The organism is Paenibacillus albiflavus, assembly GCF_004344915.1.
In the GTDB taxonomy this organism is placed as follows: domain Bacteria; phylum Bacillota; class Bacilli; order Paenibacillales; family NBRC-103111; genus Paenibacillus_AM; species Paenibacillus_AM albiflavus.
Window position 1 is genome coordinate 377,681 of sequence record NZ_SKFG01000002.1, and the last position, 19,243, is coordinate 396,923.

The 19,243-nt window shown below is 38.4% G+C and carries 19 protein-coding genes and 2 pseudogenes; 16 read left to right on the forward strand and 5 right to left on the reverse strand.

Going from position 1 to position 19,243, the window contains the following annotated elements; translation table 11 throughout:
- Positions 1-5: 5 nt before the first annotated feature.
- The 3 genes from E0485_RS04955 to E0485_RS04970 all read left to right on the forward strand — a co-directional run bounded on the left by E0485_RS04955 (position 6) and on the right by E0485_RS04970 (position 2,029).
- Entirely contained in the window at positions 6-503 is a 498-nt protein-coding gene (locus tag E0485_RS04955) for a GNAT family N-acetyltransferase (RefSeq protein WP_132416845.1), read from the forward strand.
- Positions 504-738: 235 nt separating this feature from the next.
- The gene (locus E0485_RS04965) at positions 739-1,383 is read left to right on the forward strand and encodes a hypothetical protein (protein ID WP_132416847.1); all 645 of its coding nucleotides are present in this window, start codon (positions 739-741) and stop codon (positions 1,381-1,383) included.
- 67 nt (positions 1,384-1,450) lie between these two features.
- The gene (locus E0485_RS04970) at positions 1,451-2,029 is read left to right on the forward strand and encodes a histidine phosphatase family protein (protein ID WP_132416848.1); all 579 of its coding nucleotides are present in this window, start codon (positions 1,451-1,453) and stop codon (positions 2,027-2,029) included.
- A gap of 8 nt (positions 2,030-2,037) precedes the next feature.
- Here the strand turns inward: E0485_RS04970 and E0485_RS04975 are convergent, their stop codons facing one another.
- The 3 genes and pseudogenes from E0485_RS04975 to E0485_RS25775 all read right to left on the reverse strand — a co-directional run.
- The gene (locus E0485_RS04975; protein ID WP_132416849.1) at positions 2,038-2,997 is read right to left on the reverse strand and encodes an NAD-dependent epimerase/dehydratase family protein; all 960 of its coding nucleotides are present in this window, start codon (positions 2,995-2,997) and stop codon (positions 2,038-2,040) included.
- A 27-nt stretch (positions 2,998-3,024) separates the two neighbouring features.
- Positions 3,025-4,317 (reverse strand): UDP-glucose dehydrogenase family protein, encoded by a 1,293-nt coding sequence (locus E0485_RS04980; RefSeq protein WP_132416850.1) that lies wholly within the window; start codon positions 4,315-4,317, stop codon positions 3,025-3,027.
- Positions 4,318-4,394: 77 nt separating this feature from the next.
- Positions 4,395-4,514 (reverse strand): annotated as a pseudogene (locus E0485_RS25775) (sugar phosphate nucleotidyltransferase); the annotation flags it as partial.
- A gap of 241 nt (positions 4,515-4,755) precedes the next feature.
- On the opposite strand from E0485_RS25775, the gene E0485_RS25000 reads away from it, so the two are divergent.
- Complete coding sequence (locus tag E0485_RS25000; protein ID WP_165921074.1) at positions 4,756-5,118, forward strand: hypothetical protein; 363 nt, start codon at positions 4,756-4,758, stop codon at positions 5,116-5,118.
- 97 nt (positions 5,119-5,215) lie between these two features.
- On the opposite strand, the gene E0485_RS04995 is transcribed toward E0485_RS25000, so the two are convergent.
- Both E0485_RS04995 and E0485_RS05000 read right to left on the reverse strand, forming a co-directional pair.
- The gene (locus E0485_RS04995; RefSeq protein ID WP_132416852.1) at positions 5,216-6,358 is read right to left on the reverse strand and encodes a glycosyltransferase family 4 protein; all 1,143 of its coding nucleotides are present in this window, start codon (positions 6,356-6,358) and stop codon (positions 5,216-5,218) included.
- Positions 6,355-8,211, reverse strand: coding sequence for a CotS family spore coat protein (locus E0485_RS05000; protein ID WP_132416853.1), 1,857 nt, complete (start codon positions 8,209-8,211; stop codon positions 6,355-6,357). Before E0485_RS05000 ends, E0485_RS04995 begins: the two co-directional genes overlap by 4 nt.
- Before the next feature lie 444 nt (positions 8,212-8,655).
- On the opposite strand from E0485_RS05000, the pseudogene E0485_RS05005 reads away from it, so the two are divergent.
- From E0485_RS05005 to E0485_RS05055, 12 genes and pseudogenes are all read left to right on the forward strand, one after another.
- A pseudogene (locus E0485_RS05005) lies at positions 8,656-8,902 on the forward strand (transposase).
- Positions 8,896-9,969 (forward strand): IS200/IS605 family element RNA-guided endonuclease TnpB, encoded by a 1,074-nt coding sequence (tnpB, locus tag E0485_RS05010; protein ID WP_132416854.1) that lies wholly within the window; start codon positions 8,896-8,898, stop codon positions 9,967-9,969. The pseudogene E0485_RS05005 and the gene tnpB overlap by 7 nt, the downstream one beginning before the upstream one ends.
- A gap of 576 nt (positions 9,970-10,545) precedes the next feature.
- Positions 10,546-10,965, forward strand: a complete 420-nt coding sequence (locus E0485_RS05015; RefSeq protein ID WP_207910928.1) for a GNAT family N-acetyltransferase — start codon at positions 10,546-10,548, stop codon at positions 10,963-10,965.
- 26 nt (positions 10,966-10,991) lie between these two features.
- Positions 10,992-11,303, forward strand: coding sequence for a VOC family protein (locus E0485_RS25845; RefSeq protein WP_407944829.1), 312 nt, complete (start codon positions 10,992-10,994; stop codon positions 11,301-11,303).
- A gap of 54 nt (positions 11,304-11,357) precedes the next feature.
- Positions 11,358-12,056, forward strand: a complete 699-nt coding sequence (locus E0485_RS05020; RefSeq protein ID WP_165921075.1) for a DJ-1/PfpI family protein — start codon at positions 11,358-11,360, stop codon at positions 12,054-12,056.
- A gap of 74 nt (positions 12,057-12,130) precedes the next feature.
- Positions 12,131-13,498 (forward strand): UDP-N-acetylmuramoyl-tripeptide--D-alanyl-D-alanine ligase, encoded by a 1,368-nt coding sequence (locus E0485_RS05025; protein ID WP_132416857.1) that lies wholly within the window; start codon positions 12,131-12,133, stop codon positions 13,496-13,498.
- Positions 13,499-13,521: 23 nt separating this feature from the next.
- Positions 13,522-14,073, forward strand: coding sequence for a GNAT family N-acetyltransferase (locus E0485_RS05030; protein ID WP_132416858.1), 552 nt, complete (start codon positions 13,522-13,524; stop codon positions 14,071-14,073).
- 27 nt (positions 14,074-14,100) lie between these two features.
- Complete coding sequence (locus tag E0485_RS05035) at positions 14,101-14,949, forward strand: GNAT family N-acetyltransferase (protein WP_132416859.1); 849 nt, start codon at positions 14,101-14,103, stop codon at positions 14,947-14,949.
- Positions 14,950-15,017: 68 nt separating this feature from the next.
- Positions 15,018-16,055, forward strand: a complete 1,038-nt coding sequence (locus E0485_RS05040) for a serine hydrolase domain-containing protein (RefSeq protein ID WP_132416860.1) — start codon at positions 15,018-15,020, stop codon at positions 16,053-16,055.
- 2 nt (positions 16,056-16,057) lie between these two features.
- The gene (locus E0485_RS05045) at positions 16,058-16,495 is read left to right on the forward strand and encodes a GNAT family N-acetyltransferase (protein ID WP_132416861.1); all 438 of its coding nucleotides are present in this window, start codon (positions 16,058-16,060) and stop codon (positions 16,493-16,495) included.
- Between the two features lie 132 nt (positions 16,496-16,627).
- Positions 16,628-17,923, forward strand: a complete 1,296-nt coding sequence (locus E0485_RS05050) for an NCS2 family permease (protein WP_132416862.1) — start codon at positions 16,628-16,630, stop codon at positions 17,921-17,923.
- A 288-nt stretch (positions 17,924-18,211) separates the two neighbouring features.
- Positions 18,212-19,243: acyltransferase family protein (locus tag E0485_RS05055; protein WP_132416863.1), on the forward strand; the 1,032-nt coding region annotated here is incomplete at its 3' end.

Below are 19,243 nucleotides of genomic sequence, written 5' to 3' on the forward strand. Positions count from 1 at the left end.
ATCCCATGGAAGTATCGATATATAAAGCTGCTTTACACGAGAAACCAATTATCGAGAATCTGATGCAGTTCTATGTATACGACTTTACGGAGTATACGAATCTAGCGATTCGTGAGAATGGATCATATCCGATGTTACCTGAACTGCCTACATATTGGGAAGACACTGAACATAAGCATCCCTACATCATTAAAGCTGATCAAGAAGTAGCTGGATTTATTCTGGTTAAGCAAATAGAATCTGAAGCGAGATGCTATAACTATTTGGCTCATTTTTTTATCCTTCGTAAATTTAGAAGATCTGGAATTGGGCAGCAAGCTGCCAAACTAGTCATTCATGCTCACGATGGTGAATGGGAGATGTATCAACTTGAGAATAACATCCCAGCCCAAAAGTTCTGGGATAAGGTGTTAAATGAATTGACTGATGATAAGATATTGGTGAAGCATGACAACGGTAGAAGGTATCAAACTTTTAGCGTTCATAAGAGTAGTTCAATTTAACAATATCATTTGTTGGAGGTAATCATGGGATTCCTAATTAATTGTAGAACTTGTGGTAAGCAAGTATCATCGACAGCAAAGATGTGTCCTCACTGTGGCGAACGATCTCCAGAGCCTTATATAGATAAATTCAAATATTCATTGATAGCCTTACTTGTTATTGCGATCATAATTATATTTATATTTTTTCTATTTGGATGGATTTGATTATTGAATATATAATCGGAGGAACTTTATGAGGTACATTCAACTCATTTTAATGTTATTTTTCCTATCAGGTTATTGGGATGGGTCAACCATAAAGACAGATCCCCCAAATTCAATAACAGCCTCTGGACCAATGACGATTTCAAGAAACAGTTTGTTTCCTATAATCAATAAAGAATATTATCTAAATGTTCGGATGATAGAAGGGAGCTACTCAGAAGATTGGTCACCAGGGCCGTTAATGGGTCGTACTTGGAAAGGGAAATTTCAAATAATTGTAACAGATGAATATGAGAAAATAATTAGCACTCTAAATTTGAATGAATTTTTCCAAGATGAGCTAATATTTAATTCTACGTTTGACATTGAATTCGACGATTACAACGGTGATGGAAATATAGACTTTACAATAGGACAGTATGGAACAAGCAATGGTAATTTCTATAAATTGTTCACGCTAACACAGGAAAACCAAATTCAAGAACTCAAAATACATGATTACAATGATTTGTTCATTAGTGGTGGAACGAGCAGGTATTCTACCAAATTAGAGAAAATTAATAAAACCACATTCAAGAAATCTTTTTATAACAATGCAACCGGCAAGAATGTAGAGGATACTTTCGAATGGAATGGCACTGAATTCGTTAGAACTTCACAAGTGGAAAAATAGCGAAGAAACGGAATTTTATTATATGATCAAAGCTGAAAAGCAGCAGTGGTAGCGTGCGGAGGAGTATATGAAAACATACATCTATATGATTAGACATGGTGAATCACCTAAAGATGGAGACAATGAGAGAACACGTGGTTTAACTGATAAAGGAATGTCTGGCGCCCATTTAGTTACAGATATTTTAAAGAATGAGGAAATCGATACTTTCATTTCGAGTCCATATAGCAGAGCGATTGTGACAATAGAAGGATTAGCACAGTCTATGGGTAAAGAGATTATGATTTATGAAGAGCTTAAAGAGATCGTGTTTTTAAATGATGATAAAATTCTACCTGAACATGAATTGTATCCAACCGTAACAAAGATGTTCAATGACCGCCATTATTCGTTGCCTGAAGGAGAATCTATAGTTGATTGTCAGGCACGTGCTATTAATGTGTTTAAACAAATCCTGTCTATTTATAAGGGACAGAAGATCGCCATTGGAACTCATGGGGCTATTATGACGTTAATAATGGGCTACTTTGATAGTCAGTATGATTTGGAGTTTCTGTTAAAGACTTCAAAGCCTGATATCTATAGAATGGAATTCGATGGTGAGCAGTTGATAGAAGTGAAGAGGTTCTGGAAAAATGATTGTTAATCGCTGTGTTAGAGAAACAAAAAAGGAGTTTTAAAGAGATCCATCATTTCCGCGTGAAGCCCGCTGCGTAAATCGGTTTTCGGTTGATAGTCGAGAAGCCTTTGTGCCTTGGAAATATCCGCCCATGTGTGGCGTGGTTCACCAGAGGCTTTGCTCATAAATTTCCTGTCTATTTTTTTTGCAAAAAGCTCCTCAAGAATGGCAATGCAATCAAGTACGGATGCACGTTCTTTGCCTCCAATATTGATCGTTTCGCCAATGATGTTCTCCGCATAGACTGCAGCTGCGACAGCCTCCACACAGTCTGCCACGTACGTAAAGTCCCGTGTTTGAAGTCCATCGCCATGAATCGGAATCGGCTTACCTTGCCTGATATGGCTGATAAACCTATGAAACGCCATATCAGGGCGCTGTCTCGGTCCGTAAACGGTAAAGAAGCGCATAATAACGATCGGGAGTCCAGCATGGCGCGCATACACGTTGCATAGCTGTTCGCCTGTTAGCTTACTTACCCCATAGGGGGATAACGGCTCAGTGGTAGCAATTTCGTTTACTTGATCCGTTTTCTCGCCATACACGGAAGATGTAGATGCATAAACGAATTTGGTGACGGGGTGCTTGCTACAGTCTTCTAGCAGACGTTGGGTGGCTTCAATGTTATGGGTGATGTATAGTTTGAAATCTGCCCCCCAGCTCGAGCGTACACCCGGCATGCCAGCCAAGTGGTAGACGATATCAACACCAGGAAGAACCTCATCCCAAGGAACCTGCAGTAAATCTTGATTGATGAAAGTAAATCGGTCTTGCGGGAGTAAGAAACGTAGATTATATTCCCTTACTTTAACGGGGGTTGGAGACTGCTGAACAAACGCATCTAAGCCAATGACTTCGTGCCTGGGATCTTGAAGAAGCTTTTCACAAAGATGAGATCCGATAAAGCCAGCAGCCCCTGTAACGAGTATTTTCATTCATAGAGCCTCCATTCCAGTAAAGGTTTATCTATTTCCAATGCCAAAATAATAATAGCCTAGGTCTTTCATTTCCTTACCATTTAGCATATTTCTTCCATCAAAAATAAAAAAATCGTTCAAGCTGGCCCGTAATTTCGCCCAATCCGCTCCGATATAATCCTTCCATTCCGAACAGAGGATGATGGCGTCACATTGCTGCAGCGTCATTTCAATGGTATCGAATTGTTGAACTTTTTTAGACAGAAGAGCTGCTGGGAGTTTAGCTACTGGATCATGTACTCTGAGATTTGCTTGCTTCGTTCGCAATTGTTGAATAATGGATATGGACGGAGCTTCTCTTAAATCATCCGTATCTGGTTTGAAGGAAATGCCAAGAATGGCAACGGTCTTATGGTTAAATCCTCCCAACTTCTGCTCCCATATGTTCAAAAAGTGCGTGGACTGCGTGTCATTAATGTCAATGACCTTTTCGAGGATTCGAAGTTCAATCTTCTGCTCTTTCGCAGTGAATAAGAGTGCCTTACTGTCTTTCGGAAAGCAAGAACCGCCGTATCCTATCCCAGCTCTTAAGAAATGGGGGCCAATCCGGTGATCCATGCCCATTGCCGTAGTGACGTCAGAAACATTGATCTCCAATGTTTCACATAGTCTTGATAATTCATTTACATAGGAAATTTTCGCAGCCAGGAAAGCGTTCGATGCATATTTAATCATTTCTGCTGTTTTGGGCGTGGTTTTGAAAATAGGTGCTGTCAGTTTGGCATATAAGGATGCAATTACATTTGCAGCTTGCTCATTGTCGCTTCCTATAATAATGCGATCTGGATTCAGTGAATCATAAAGCGCGCTGCCTTCACGTAGGAACTCAGGGTTGGAGACAACATCGAAAGGATAGGGATGATTCTGTGATTCTTTGATCCAGTCGACCATTTTACGGTTCGTTTCTATAGGAACTGTGCTTTTCACAGTAATGATTTTATAGTCATTCATGTAAGTTCCGATACTTTTGGCTGCTCCGCGTATGGCTTGAAGATCAGCGCTTCCGTCTTTATCAGAGGGGGTACCGACACATAGGAAGATGACTGAGTTATCACGTATTGCTGTTGCGAGTGATGTAGTAAAGCGTATTTGTTGGGAGGCCAAATGCTTCACTAATAAGAGGTCCAACCCTGGTTCATAGAATGACAACTTACCCTCAGACAATTCCTGTATTTTCATCGTATCCGTATCTAACCCTGTCACGTTCCATCCTAATTCGGCGAATACTAATCCAGTCGTAACACCGACATAACCCATTCCCACGATTAAAATGTTCATTTTTGGTTGCCTCCGTCATTTTGTATGAACATCGACTGCGGATTAATAATCGAGTTTGCCATCGGATAGTGGTGAGGATTCAGAATGCCATAGTAAATAAGGAGTTTATTTGCCACAGGAAGCAAACCTTTAGGTTTTATATTGGAAAATGGCTGAAGTCTAGTACCTTTGCCTGCACAGAGAATTAATCCTTTCATTGAGCATTTACCTCCTTGTCTAGCTGAAGACATTATTAATTTATGATGATAATTATGAAATGGAAGGGCGATTAACAGGGTATATACGCTGATATGTAGTTACTTGTTGAGATTCACGCTGATCAGGACAATCATAATCCGCGAATCTACTCTATCAAAAGCCTAAGCAGAGGGTACGAAAAATCATAGTATACATGGAGACAAATATGCTTCTAAACTTAGAATGAGAGGAATGGTTGTTTTGCAAAATTTAGACAAATTGATCGACTATTTAAAGAGTAATGAAAATGTTGAAAAGATTTCGTTGGAGTATTTAAACGGAGACAAAGACAAAGTTGATTTAGCCGACATCAAAGATATCATGACAGACATTGATTGGGATCAAGTTGATGAAGTTGAGGTAGAGTTGCCAGACGGATCAAAATTGGAGTTTGGTGAAGTGAAAGAAGAGGAAGAGGAAGAAGAAGAAGAGTCAGAAGAGGAAGAGGAAGAGGAAGAAGAAGAAGAGTCAGAAGAAGAAGACTCAGAAGAAGAGTCAGAAGAAGAGTCAGAAAAAGATAACGATGACGAAGAAAAAACCGAAGAAAAAACTGAGGAAGTATAAGCAGAAGTAGACAACATGCGATCGCTATGCAAAGAAGCTGTCCAGAGAGATATATCTACTTCTGGACAGCCTTTTTGCAAATAATGAATAAGTTTCGCTATTTTTGTTCCCAGACAGAAAGTATTTCTTGGGCAACACGGTTCCATGTGAAATTTCTTTCTGCCAGTCTGCGACCGTTAAGACCCATCTGACGTGCATGACCTAGGTCAGATAGCATCGTATTCAGCTTTTGTGCGTATTCCTTCGGGTCTTCCGGGTTATTAATGAGCAAGCCGTTATTGTTCATGACAATTTCCGGATTACCGCCTCTTGCTGTTGTGAGGAAAGGAAGGCCAGCTGCCATAGCTTCGTAGTGTACTCTAGCTAAAGGTTCCTGCCAGATGGACGTACACACAAATACATCTGCTGCACAGAACCAACGGTGAACGTCCTGCGCCTTGACATAGCCGGTTGTAATGACCGGTAATGGTGATCTTTCGGCAAGCGCTCTAAAATAAGCGACATAATCACTTACTGTGTTATCGCTATACTTAGAGCCACCTACAACGACAAGGACAGCATCCGAATGGATTAAGTCCGACAATGCACGGACTAAAACATGAGGTCCTTTGTTGCGAGTCAGCCGCCCAACGAACAATATGACCTTTTTGGAATTGAGGTTGTATTCCGCTCTGAGGCTCTCACGGACTCTGCGTGCACTTTCTGACTCCATCCACGAAGCAAAGGAATCTAAATCAACACCGGAGTAAATCGGTTTGATTTTACCTGCTGCATGAGGATAGAACTCACAGATGGTATTTCCAATATAATTACTGATGGTAATAATACGCTCTGTTTGCTCAATCACCGCATTTCCTTCGCTATGCGCAATCTTCGACGGATTGAACATATCGTTATGCATACTCAAAATAATGCGAGATGTCGGCGCAACATTTCGAATAGGAAGGACCAACAAAGGGCGATTGAAAATATGAATAATATCGTAGTATTCGGAATTACTTTCTAGGAAATGGAGGACTCCCACAGCGTATTCTTCAAGTAAATTATCTGATTTAAAGCGCACATAACGAATACCATCTACAACTTCATCGTTTGGTAAAGCAGGATCCGCGCTTCCAAGAATAGTAATTCTGTTATGTTTACTTAATAGCGGGGCTACACCGTCAATATAGGTTTGGATGGCTCCACCCCGAATGTTGGGAACAGGCAGCTTTTCTGTACAAATCATCAGAATGTTCACAAGTAACAGCTTCCTTTCACAGTGAATATGCCTATTTTCAACAACGGAGGTGACACTTTCTTAGATCGTTGTGCTAGTTGCGTATTTTTTCGAATAGGCTTCGCTACACGATTATTAGGTTTCTTAAACCCTAGCCTTTTCTTCATTCGTTTCTTCTTTGGATGGTGTAATGGCTTAACTTTTCTCTTAGCACACCATATTCTGATGACAAAGATAATTTCGGCACATGATCCACGTTTCCAATTCGTTGGTTTCTTTTGTGTTTTTCGTTTTATATAGCGAATTTTTTTAATAATTTTGGTTTTCTGGGTTGCGCGCCGTTTAGGTACTCGTAGTGTAAATTTCTTTCTTCTGTCTGTTGGAAGTTGGATCAGGGCAGGTCCAAAATTTTCTGGCATAGGCAATTGGAAAGCAGGCACTAGCGGTACTGTTGGCGCAGACTCAGCCGTATCTGATAAAACAGGCTCTATCGGTATCGTAAGCGCAGACTCAGCCGTATCTGAAAAAACAGGCTCTATCGGTATCGTAGGCGTAGACTCAACCGTATCTGAATAAACAGACTCTATCGGTATCGTAGGTGCAGACTCAGCCGTATCTGATAAAACAGGCTCTAGTATAGAGGGAACCGAAATAATGTCATCTTTTACTGGGGCATCGGAATAATTAGGAGTCTGTAAATCACCTGGAAGAACAGCAGCTTGGCGCTCGATAATCGAAGGTTGGAATGTTTCCGCCGAGTAGTCACCTGCTGGGTAATTCATCTTATCCTTCTCAAGTTCAGATAAAGCCTCCCATTTGCTCGTTTCTGTTTTCAGTACTCTTTGAAGATTCTCTGCTAGCTCAGTCTCAAGGAACAATTGAGGATTGAACACAATTTCTTTGACATGCTTGTAGAATTCGTTTGGAAAAGCCATATCAATCCACAAGATTTCAAAAGTTTCTTGATCAATAGGATTGGCTTGATGGTAAGCATCAATCATGCCACGGATCCAGGTCAAGTCCCAGACTCCCATATCATCCATCGTGCTTGTAATCAACTTGCGTAAGTCACGAATCGGCAGATCGTAGGCAACGCCGTCTAAATCGATGACCCAGATGCCGCCTGGTCCCATCTGTCCGTTCGACCAACCAAAATCCTGATGGACAAGTCCCCAATGGGCTTCACCTTTGGCAATCATACGTTGGTAAGGGGAGTTTTGGAAGCGTTGATACATGTCGTTAGCCTGTCGCTTGAATTCCTCGATGACATCGAGTAAGCTTGCGCTTGCTGCTGTTTCAGGGTAAGCAAGGGCGAGATCCTGGAACCAGCCAATTTTGGCAATTATTTTTTCATAATATTTGCCCCAGCCATAGAGGCGCGAGGATTTCTCTGATCCGCGAGGTGGAATATAGCCTTTGGAGTTTTTGTGGAATTCCCCTAAGCCAAAACACAACTGTGAAGCTCCTTCCAGATCGATTTTCGATACCGGTACAAGGGGGTCGATCCAGTCTGTAACGATCCAAAGCTTTCCACCAGCTTCCACATACAGATTGCCTTCCTTCGTAGGAATGAAAGACGGAACACGGTAACCTAACTTGGACATGTATTCTTGAGCTCCTACACTGAAAAGACTTCTTCTGGGCCGCCTGTGCAAACATTTAAGACTGAGATTGCCCTTGCTTGTGCCGATTTTCCAAATAGCACCACCTTTGTCAGGCTTGGAGGTAATCAAGAGCATCTCATTGACCTGCATGTCATAATGGGTCATGACCTCTCGTGCCAGCATCTCTAACTCAGGAGGAACATACTGTTCAGCAACGATTCCTGGGGATAAGATGACATCCTGCCAAGGAACGATTTGATAATTATCCACCATCATCACTCCATAACTTATTTTAAAGTGAATTGTACGATTTAAGCTCTTATAGATCACATAAACCAGATTTGGATTATATATCTCTATGCATATGTCTTTTGTTGAAAGGTTGAAATGGACATGAGTGGAACTTTACTGAAAAACGATTAGTCTTTCGTACATCTTTTTAATTGTCATCTTGCTCCGATATAAAACTAGAAGATACAAAAATTCTATGAATTAACTTCTTGATATTTTGTCTAGGATGATAGGCAGTTTGCAGTTAGAATAAAAAGTGGACAAGCCTGATATCTATAGAATGGAATTTGACGTTGAACAGTTGATAGAAGTGAAGAGATTGTGGGAATATCAAGTTATGTGAGGTAAGCGAGTTTAGGAGGTGATCTAGTGTTGGAATTAGACTCAAATAACCATTCAGTGTTCTGATTTCATTATCATCTTATTCTAGTCGTAAAGTATCGTAGAAAAGTAATAGGTGATGAAATATCTAATAGGCTAAAAGAGATATTCGAGTATATTCAGCCCAATTTCAATATCACGCTGCAAGAATGGAATCATGACAAGGAATATCCGTGAACAACTGTGGAAGGAATATTTTTGGTCGTGAAGCTATTGTCTTATAACTACTGGTGGAGCGCCTATTGATGTATTGAAACCCAAGGTCAGAAATGAGGTGGAGACGTGCTAAGAGCTTACAAATACCGTATCTATCCAAACCATGAGCAACAGCAATATCTTGCGAAAGTATTCGGCTCTGTTCGCTTCATCTACAATAAGATGCTTGCCGATAAGATCGAACACTACAAGCAGACGGAAACGATGCTGAGTAATACACCTGCTCAATATAAGAAAGAATTCCTGTGGCTTAAAGAAGTTGATAGCCTTGCCTTGGCAAACGCACAACTTAACCTAGACAAAGCCTATAAGAATTTTTTTCGTGATAAGAGCGTAGGTTTCCCTAAATTCAAAAGCAAAAAGTTGAACAACCATCGTTTCACAACGAACAATCAAAATGGAACAGTGTCCATTGAAGAAGGATATATAAAAATTCCCAAGCTAAAGACAAGAATCAGAATCAAACTGCACCGGCAATTCACGGGGTTAATCAAATCATGCACCATATCCAAAACACCATCTGGAAAATACTTTGCTTCTGTACTGGTTGAAACAGATATAGCACCGTTGGAGAAAACAGAAAACAAGATTGGCGTTGATCTTGGACTGAAAAACTTTGCGATAACTTCAAATGGTGAAGTGATCGCAAATCCTAAACATCTTCATAAATCTGAAAAACGATTAGCCAAGTTGCAAAAGGCTTTGTCGAGAAAGAAGAAAGGTAGCAATAACCGATCTAAAGCAAAGTTGAAAGTAGCCAAGCTGCATGAAAAAATATCTAATCAGCGTAAAGACTTCTTGCACAAAACGTCAACCAAAATGATAAACGATAACCAAGTTATCGCTATGGAAGACTTGAGTGTAAAGAATATGATACAAAATCACAAATTAGCTAAAGCCATATCGGAAGTATCTTGGAGCATGTTTCGTTCGATGCTTGAATATAAGAGCAATTGGTATGGACGCGATCTGATTATCGCACCTAAGAATTACGCTAGCAGTCAACTATGCTCATGTTGCGGTTACAAAAACGTAGAAGTGAAAAACCTTGTTGTTCGTGAATGGACATGTCCTGAATGTGGTACACAACACGACAGAGATATAAATGCTGCTGCTAACCTTCTGAAATTAGCAATGTAATTTGTACTTATCGGGCTAGGAACTAGCCTATAAGCTTGGGTAAACTTGGAGCAGTAGCTCTATTGACCAAGAAGCACACACCTCTTAGGTGGTGTGTAGTTCACATGGATTGACATTAATGAACTGGGTGGAATGAATATATATCCTAGAACATTAAAGAGTTTAATACATAACATTAAAACGGATAATGAAATCAAACATTTGATAAACGATGACATAGAATGATTTTTTATATGTATCTTAGTGATCAGGATCCTCATTTCTTATCTTAAGGATTGAAAGGATTGAAGACCTATTTTGAAGAGAATATTTGATATATTAATTATTATAATGATTCTAGTAATGCTATATTTTGGTATTTTATATTTTTTAATGCACCAGTTGAACCCATAGATATAGGCTCTTTACAAATCAATTGGTCAACAGCGGGATTAATTCTATTAATTCTGTCATTTATACGTCTTCGTCTTAAATGATATGCAAATTTGCACCGTAGCCATTTCAATAACAGAGAATTTTAAACAGGAAAACACATTTTGCGAGGCTAATGAGATCATAAAGGAGTAGGATATGTCTATGAGTATAGAGGTTAGATTTGGAAGATTGGAAGATTTAGAAGATGTTATTAATGGTGATCAATCGGTTGCCGATCATATTCTTAAATGGAAACTTGAAAATCAAGAAATAATACTTGCTGAAGAAAATAAAGAATTAGTTGGATATTTAAGATTGGAATATTTATGGTCTAAGTACCCATATATAGGATTGATTATTGTAAATCCAGAATATAGAGGGCGAGGAATTGGTAAAAGAATGTTGGAGTACTCGCAAGACTATTTAACTAGCAAGGGACTGAAATCATTATATAGTTCATCACAGGTTAATGAATCAGAGCCTCAGAAGTGGCACAGAAAAATGGGATTTGAAGAATGTGGAATACTGAATGGGATCAATTCTGGAAATATCGGTGAACTCTTTTATGTAAAGAAAATATAAGGAATTGAAGTGGTCACGTAGACTGTATTTATTTACCGGTAGTCGATCAGGAAGAAACAATTAAATGGTATCAAGAGAAACTTGGATTCCATTGGAATGGATTTTATTTTGAACTTGGTTTTGGACCAGACATCATGCTGGTAACTGTCAACGATAAAGAAGATGTAAAGCTAACATATCGAACAGATCATTGGGAAGACAAGGATTTCGATATGTATATTCTTACATACAAATCAAGCAATATCGAAAAAACATATGAAACATTAAGAAACAAAGAGGCGTATGCGTTTCTGAGATTAAGATGTATGATGGAACAGAAACTGCTTCAGATTCTATGATCTGAATGGGCATAGATTCGATGTATGGTCTGGATGGCTTTAAAGGAGAGCAAAATGACAAAATATAATGTTGGAATTTTGGTTTACGACTTCATGGATCTTTTGGATTTTGCAGGTCCATGCGAAGTGCTATCTTTAGCTGCATTTTCAAATTTACAACAAAGCATCATGCTGTACAAAAGATCTCTGCCCAAAAATAAGCCTTTTCAAGTTAAAACGGTATCAGAAACAGGTAATTTAATAAAAACCCATACAGGAACATTGATTCAACCAGATTATAATTTAGATAATGCCCCACGATTTGATATTTTGATCATTCCAGGAGGACCATTACGAGCTATTAATAAAATGAAAAAGAATAAAAAAGTAATCGATTATATCGTAAAATCGCAAAACATAGAAATGATATGTTCTGTTTGCTCTGGATCACTTATTCTAGCCGAAACCGGTCTTTTGAATAGTAAAACTGCTACGTCTCACAATTTGGCTTTATCATTACTTAATAACAAATCCAGAGGCATTCAAGTCGTTAAGGATAAAAAAGTAGTTAAGGATGGAAATATCATTACATCAGGAGGCATCTCTTCAGGTGTGAATATGGCGTTGTATCTTATTGAAAAACTTGTAAATAAAGAAATAGCACAAAGAACAGCTAAAATTCTGGAGTTTAGTGGGTACTCTGAAAGTGAGATAATGGATATTATGGAGAAAGATAATTTTTTAGCAGCTCAACAGGATGGCGTCATCAAATAACACGGCATATACGTAGAATATCGAAGATGTATTCAGAAATATAAACACTTTATTTCCTGAGTAGGGGGATACAGATGATAAAACGTTCATTAAAAGAAATTAAAAAAATGGCGAATGGTTTTGGATTAGATCAAACTTATAATTCATTAAGTATCTCTGGTGTTTCAATCGATACAAGAACCCTTTGTAATGGAAATTTGTTTATACCGATTATTAGGATAGATAATGGACACAAATATGTGGAGGATGCAATTAACAAGGGGGCAGTTGCTTCACTTTGGCAAAAAGATCAACCAAATCCACCAAAGGGAATCCCTATTATTTATGTTAATAACACGCTGGAGGCATTGCAAAATCTGGCTAAGGCATATAGAAATCAGTTAAACATCAAGGTTATTGGAGTAACAGGCAGTAATGGGAAAACAACCACCAAAGATATGATATACTCCATAGCAGCAACTACATATAAAACACAGAAGACCATTGGTAATTATAATGGGGAGTATGGATTACCATTAACTCTGCTTGAACTTGAAGAGGATACACAAGTTGCAGTTTTGGAAATGGGAATGAGTAATTTAGGTGAAATCAAGCTGCTATCAGAAATTGCGCGGCCAGATATTGCAATTATTACGATGATTGGTGTTTCTCATATTGCAACTTTAGGATCAAAAGAGGCTATTGCGAAAGCCAAACTAGAAATAATAGCAGGACTCCATCAATCAGGAACATTAATATATTATGGTGATGAACCATTATTAAGCAAAGGAGTATCAGGAGAACCAAAGACATTCCGTATTATTAAATTTGGTGAATCCTCAGTTAACGATTATTATCCTATTAAACAATATGTATCTAATGATGGTATCCATTTTACATCGAATGATAGCCAAGACTATCTTATTCCGATGTTCGGAACACATAATATACTAAATGCGCTTGCTTCTATTGCTGCAGGAAATGAATTGAAAATTGCTTCAAAAGATATTAAAAACGGGCTTCAAAATTTAACGGTAACAGAAATGAGAATGCAACAAATAAAGACCAAATTAGGGTGCACAATCATTAATGATGCATGGAATGCTAGTCCTGTTTCTATGAAAGCTGCAATACAAACGATTACTGAACTAACAGGATACAAGAGAAAGATTCTAATACTTGGAGATATGCTTGAGCTTGGCGCTAATGAAATTGTATATCACCAAGAAATTGGAAATGAAATAAATCATGATGAAATTAATTATGTTTTTACAATTGGGAACTTAAGCGAACACATTTCGAATCAATTATATAGCAAATTCACATCTAGCCATGTAAAACACTTTCAGGATAAACAAGAACTGATTAACCACATTAATAATATTATTGAAGAAAATGATTTGATCCTAATTAAAGGTTCAAGAGGAATAAAATTAGAGGAAATTGTTGAGAAACTTATCTAAAAAAGAATTTGGATGTGATAACAATGAATTTATATAGTCATGGAAGTATTGCTGTAAGATCACTAACAGTAGACGATGCCGGGCTGCTGTTAAAATGGTTAAGCGATAAAGACGTATTAGAATACTATGGAGGTCGTGACCAACCTTATAACTTTGAAAAGGTAGAGAAGCACTTTTATGAACGGGCTAGAGATATTACTCAGTGTATTATTGAGTTTGAAGGTCATGCAATCGGTTACATACAATTTTATTTAATCAGCGAAGAAGAAAGACAAGAATATGGATATGGAGATTTTAACGGTAATATACATGGAATGGATCAGTTTATAGGAGAAGTTGAATATTGGAATAAGGGAATTGGAACAGATCTAGTAAAATCAATGGTTAACTACTTATTAACTCATGAAAAAGCAGAAAAGATTGTGATGGATCCCCAGGCTTGGAATGAAAGAGCATTACGTGTGTATGAGAAGTGCGGATTCGTAAAGAAGAAATACTTAAAAGAACATGAATGGCATGAAGGACAATATAGAGATTGCTGGATTATTGAATATGAAGGAAAGCACAACAAATAAACCAAATGAATGAGGGGCCGATCACTAATGAATGTAGCATGTATCCGTTACGAACAATTCAGTGAAAAAGATTATAATCTCGCAAAAGAGTTATTAACCAGAGACGTTGAGGCGGGAGAAGACATCCTTCGGGTGCTTGCTGAAGAACCCGAATTGTTTATTACCGCATACATTGAGGATAAACTTGTCGCACTTGCCCAAGTGAACGAGCCTGTACCGCAATCTTATTTAACTGTGTTTGTCGCTCCTCAATTTCGCAGGCAAGGAATTGGTTCTGCCATGGTAAAGTATGCAGAAAACAAACTGCGTACGGTTGGAACCCAAAAAGTTAGGAGCTCCTTTCGTGCCGCTCAACAATCGTCTCTAGCTTTTGCGCGCAAGCTAGGTTATGACCCATATTTTGCATCGGCTTATATGCAGCTATCCGGTGATCCCTTTCCATTGGAGGAACTTCCAGTTAGGCAATATACAGACGAAGACTATCTTGCCAGTCAGTCGATGTATGCCGTAGCTTTTCACGAGATGCGAGTTCGAACTGGGTGCTTTCCTGATTCTGTGATCGCCCAGCCTAGTGAAAAAGAACGAATAGCATGGAAAGAAGATGCGGAAACCCGTTTTGTCTACGAAATAAATGGGGAGATCGTTGCTTATAGTCACCTTTGTGGTAATGAAATCAGCAGTATTTCCGTCCGAACAGACTTTCAAGGACAAGGGATTGGGAAAAAGTTCGTTATGTACTTATGCAACGAAATCTATCAACAAGGCAATGAAACGGTCAACCTTTGGTGTGTCGTCGGGAATTCTGCCAGAAATCTTTATGAGAGCCTTGGCTTTAAGGAAAAGTATATGATGGAGTTTGTGCGGAAAACGCTGTAATCTCAGTTATATAAACATGTTTCATTGGCGAGGTTTGTCAACTAGTGATAGGAAGGAAGTGCAATAAAATGAATCACTTTCAATCAATTGCAAATATTATTGAACAGCATAATGAAACACTACCTTTTTCAGGAGCAATTTTAGTCCAAAGTGATGGAAAGACCTTTGAGCAAGTATATGGATATGCAAACCGTTCCGAACGAATCCATATTAGTTCTTATACCAAATTTGGAATAGCATCAGGCTGCAAAATTTTTACTTCAGTTGCGATATGTCAGCTTGTTCAAAATGGGTCATTGTCTTTTGATACATATTTAAAAGATTGTTTAGATATCTCTTTTCCTAATTTCGATTCTGGAATTACAATTCATCATTTATTAACCCATAGTTCGGGAGTACCGGATTATTTTGATGAGGAGTACATGGATGATTTTGAAGACCTATGGCGGACCCTACCTATGTATTCCATACAATCACCCAAAGATTTTCTTCCTTTGTTTCAGAATGGCCACATGAAATTTTCCCCTGGAGATAAATTTTCATACAACAATGCAGGATATATTCTACTAGGATTAGTTGTGGAGCAGGTAACTGGGGTCGATTTTACTGAATATGTTGAGAAAAATATATTTCAGCCATGTGGGATGTTAGATTCAGGTTATTTTCGAATGGATCAACTACCTGAGCGAACTGCTATCGGGTATATAGATAATGAGGATACAACTTGGAAGACGAATATTTATTCAGTTCCTATCAAAGGTGGACCTGATGGGGGAGCTTTTACGACCGTTCATGATTTAGGCAGGTTTTGGGATGCATTGTTTAATCATCAATTGTTGTCTGAAAAGTATACTAATATTTTGTTGACTCCACATATTAAGGATAACGATCATAGGTACTATGGTTACGGTGTTTGGATTTTAATGCTTGATAACACCATTTTTAAATTCTATGTAATGGGCAGTGACCCAGGTGTGATTATGCAATCTTCCGTGTATCCCCAAAGCAATATACATGCACATATTATCGGCAATATTAATAAGGGTGCTGGAATGATAGCAAGTAAAATTGATGAAGTCATCTATAAACATCAGAAAGAAGGGTAGCATTGATTACTATAAAGCGCATTACTTATGCCGATCTTCCAGATTTATGTCAGCTCTATAATGAACTTATTGGTAGAGACACCAACTACTCGAAATTAGAAGGTGTATTTAAATCAATACAGTACAATGATAATTACATAATCCTCGGAGCATTCAATGGTGAAGATCTAGTAGGTTCTCTTATGGGAATCATTTGCCATGATCTAGTAGGAGAATGTAAACCTTTTATGGTAATCGAGAATGTAATTGTCTCTCCACATGTCCGTAGACAAGGAGTTGGAGCAAAACTAATGCAAGAGATTGAAATGATCGCTAGGGAAAGAGACTGCTATTACATGATTTTTGTATCTGGTGAGCAGAGAAAAGAAGCACATGTTTTTTATGAGAAATTAGGATTCAAGGAGGAAAAGGTTGAAGGATATCGAAAGCACTTTTATTAAGGAATGGGACTTCCGCTAGTTTATCCAGCCAACACCCACAAGATGGTGATGGCTTTTTTTGATTTATGCAATTATAATAGTTTAATGCAAAGGGTGGGCGAGGGGACATAAAAGAAGGAAGGTTCAGCATGAATGAGTGAACAAGTCAATCGGCTAAAGGAAAGCGGATTGCGGTTCAACGTTAAGAGAGAGTTACTAGCAGGTATTATTTCCTTTTTTACAATTGTATATATTATAGCCGTTAATTCATCCATTTTAGAGGATGCAGGCATTCCTCTTGAGGCAGGCATTATTGCGACTGCTTTGGCTTCGTTTGTCGGCTGTTTGCTAATGGGTTTATGGGCGAAAACGCCGATTATCGTTGTTCCAGGAATGGGAATTAACGCTTTATTTACGTATACAGTCGTTCAATCTATGGGACTTACCTGGCAAGAAGCATTAGGCGCCGTATTTGTATCGGGCGTATTGTTCGTAGTAATTGCTTTTACACCACTTGCACAGACGATTTCGCGTGCGATCCCAGATTCGCTAAAGGAAGCAACAACGATCGGAATTGGTTTATTTCTAGCATTTATTGGGATGCAAAAAGGTGGAATTGTAGTTGCAAGCGAAAAAACGTTCGTAGCGCTTGGTGATTTTGCGTCAACGAGCACTCTATTAACCTTATTAACGTTGCTCATCGCATTGATTTTGTTTATTCGGAATGTGCCTGGCAACTTTTTGATCACAATAGCCGTTGGTACATTACTCGCCATAGGATTCGGTCAAGTTAGTTTGAGCGAAACATCAGGAAGTCATGCTTCGCTGCAATCCTACCTCGAAGTATTCGGTGCTTTGTCGTTCGGTAACATAACTTCGGTTGCGTTTTGGATTGCTTCATTTACGTTGACACTCGTTATTGTGTTCGAAAATATCGGTTTGATTCATGGTCATCTGAATATGGTAGGTAAGCCTGATAAATTTAACCGTTCTTTACAGGCTAATGCAATATCTGTCGTAACGACGAGTATTTTCGGTACTAGTCCTACAGTAGCCACAGTGGAGAGTGCTGCAGGCATTACTGCAGGTGGTAGAGGTGGACTTACAGCCATAACAACGGGTATTTTATTTTTGATCTCGATATTTTGCATTCCGATTATTAAGCTGATTCCAGATAGCGCGGTTTCCCCAATACTAATTATTGTTGGTGGATTAATGATCGCTGGGATTCAACGAATCAATTTCTCTGATGCTTCAGAAGGAATTCCTGCCTTTCTAATCGTAGCTTCGATCCCTCTTACGTACAGTATTGTCGATGGAATGGGATTCGGATTTATCGCTTATGTTGTTATGAAATTGGCCCAAGGAAAAACCAAAGAAGTTTCATTTCCGCTATATTTAATTGCAGGTTTATTTCTTGTTAATTTTGTCTTTCATGTTATAAATTAATATACTAATTAGTTACAAGCCGATCAGCTAATTGATCGGTTTTTTTATGTTCAAAGCTATTGATCGTAGATTTGCTCAATCTGCACTCAGACTGTAAATGTCTATATTGATCCGTAAGAAATGCAAAATGGATACAAAAAACTGCCGTACGGGTACATCCTTAGGTAAGCAAATTAAATTAACTAGAGATTAATCTTATATGCAGTTGTGGTAAAATGTAACATAATGCATATTGCGGAGGAAGTTCATAGATCAATTCAATAATTACGTATAATATTCGAAATTAGGATGTTATGCGAAGTTCGTAGAAAAGTAGTTATAGGAAATTCTTGCAAAAAATTAAACAAAGATTACAAGAAAGGGCTGGATATCTTGAAGACACTTGAAAACCGGATATATTTTTTGGACAATTTGAAGGTTGCACTAATCATGCTTGTGGTTGCCCATCATGCAGGTCAACCGTACGGAGGCTCCGAAGGATGGTGGTATTTTAAAACTGTTGATTCACCGGGATTAGGTTCTTTCTTCGCTGTAAATGCCGCATTTTTTATGAGTCTTTTCTTTATGATTTCGGCTTATTTTATGCCAGCTACGTTTAATAAAAAAGGTGCTAGCAAGTTTCTTAAAGAACGTTTTCAACGACTTGGCATACCACTTCTTATCGGCTTCTTCATCATCATTCCACTACTAATGTATACCTATTACATTAATTTTAGAGGATATCCATCCATTTCTTACTGGGAATATTATATTTCGATCTATTTTGGAATAGGTGATCAACCTGTAGGTTGGACAGGCCCTTCATGGCCTGATATGAATTTCGGTTATTTGTGGTTTATTGAGCATCTTTTGGTATATGCTCTACTCTATGCTATTTTCCGAATGATAATCAAAAAAACTTTAACAACAGAAACCAAGAATAAGTTTCCTGGACATGTTGCTATATTACTCTTTACGCTCTTTGTTGCCGTTGTTACTTTTGTAATTCGAATTTGGTATCCTATCGACCACTGGGTAGGCTTTCTTGGAATAATACAAACTGAATTTGCGCATGTGCCGCAGTATGCCAGTTTTTTTATCCTTGGGCTTTTAGCTGCGAGAAGAGGATGGATGGGGAATATACCCAAATCCCTTGGGCTTAGTTGGCTTGCTATTGGTGTTATCCTTGTTTTAATAATGTATTCTGGCAAACTGAGTTTTTTTCAAAAAGGCGGATTTACTTGGGGAAGCCTAGCCTATTCCGTCTTTGAAACATTTCTGTGTGCAGCGTTATGTATCGGAATAATTTATTTATTTTATGTGAAATTCAACAAAGCAAGT

What these genes read in the sequence shown, in the direction of transcription:
- E0485_RS04955 (WP_132416845.1), top strand. Translation starts at nt 6, where the DNA reads ATGGAAGTATCGATATATAAAGCTGCTTTACACGAGAAACCAATTATC.
- E0485_RS04965 (WP_132416847.1), top strand. Translation starts at nt 739, where the DNA reads ATGAGGTACATTCAACTCATTTTAATGTTATTTTTCCTATCAGGTTAT.
- E0485_RS04970 (WP_132416848.1), top strand. Translation starts at nt 1,451, where the DNA reads ATGAAAACATACATCTATATGATTAGACATGGTGAATCACCTAAAGAT.
- E0485_RS04975 (WP_132416849.1), bottom strand. Translation starts at nt 2,997, where the DNA reads ATGAAAATACTCGTTACAGGGGCTGCTGGCTTTATCGGATCTCATCTT.
- E0485_RS04980 (WP_132416850.1), bottom strand. Translation starts at nt 4,317, where the DNA reads ATGAACATTTTAATCGTGGGAATGGGTTATGTCGGTGTTACGACTGGA.
- E0485_RS05015 (WP_207910928.1), top strand. Translation starts at nt 10,546, where the DNA reads ATGAGTATAGAGGTTAGATTTGGAAGATTGGAAGATTTAGAAGATGTT.
- E0485_RS05020 (WP_165921075.1), top strand. Translation starts at nt 11,358, where the DNA reads ATGACAAAATATAATGTTGGAATTTTGGTTTACGACTTCATGGATCTT.
- E0485_RS05025 (WP_132416857.1), top strand. Translation starts at nt 12,131, where the DNA reads ATGATAAAACGTTCATTAAAAGAAATTAAAAAAATGGCGAATGGTTTT.
- E0485_RS05030 (WP_132416858.1), top strand. Translation starts at nt 13,522, where the DNA reads ATGAATTTATATAGTCATGGAAGTATTGCTGTAAGATCACTAACAGTA.
- E0485_RS05035 (WP_132416859.1), top strand. Translation starts at nt 14,101, where the DNA reads ATGAATGTAGCATGTATCCGTTACGAACAATTCAGTGAAAAAGATTAT.
- E0485_RS05040 (WP_132416860.1), top strand. Translation starts at nt 15,018, where the DNA reads ATGAATCACTTTCAATCAATTGCAAATATTATTGAACAGCATAATGAA.
- E0485_RS05050 (WP_132416862.1), top strand. Translation starts at nt 16,628, where the DNA reads ATGAGTGAACAAGTCAATCGGCTAAAGGAAAGCGGATTGCGGTTCAAC.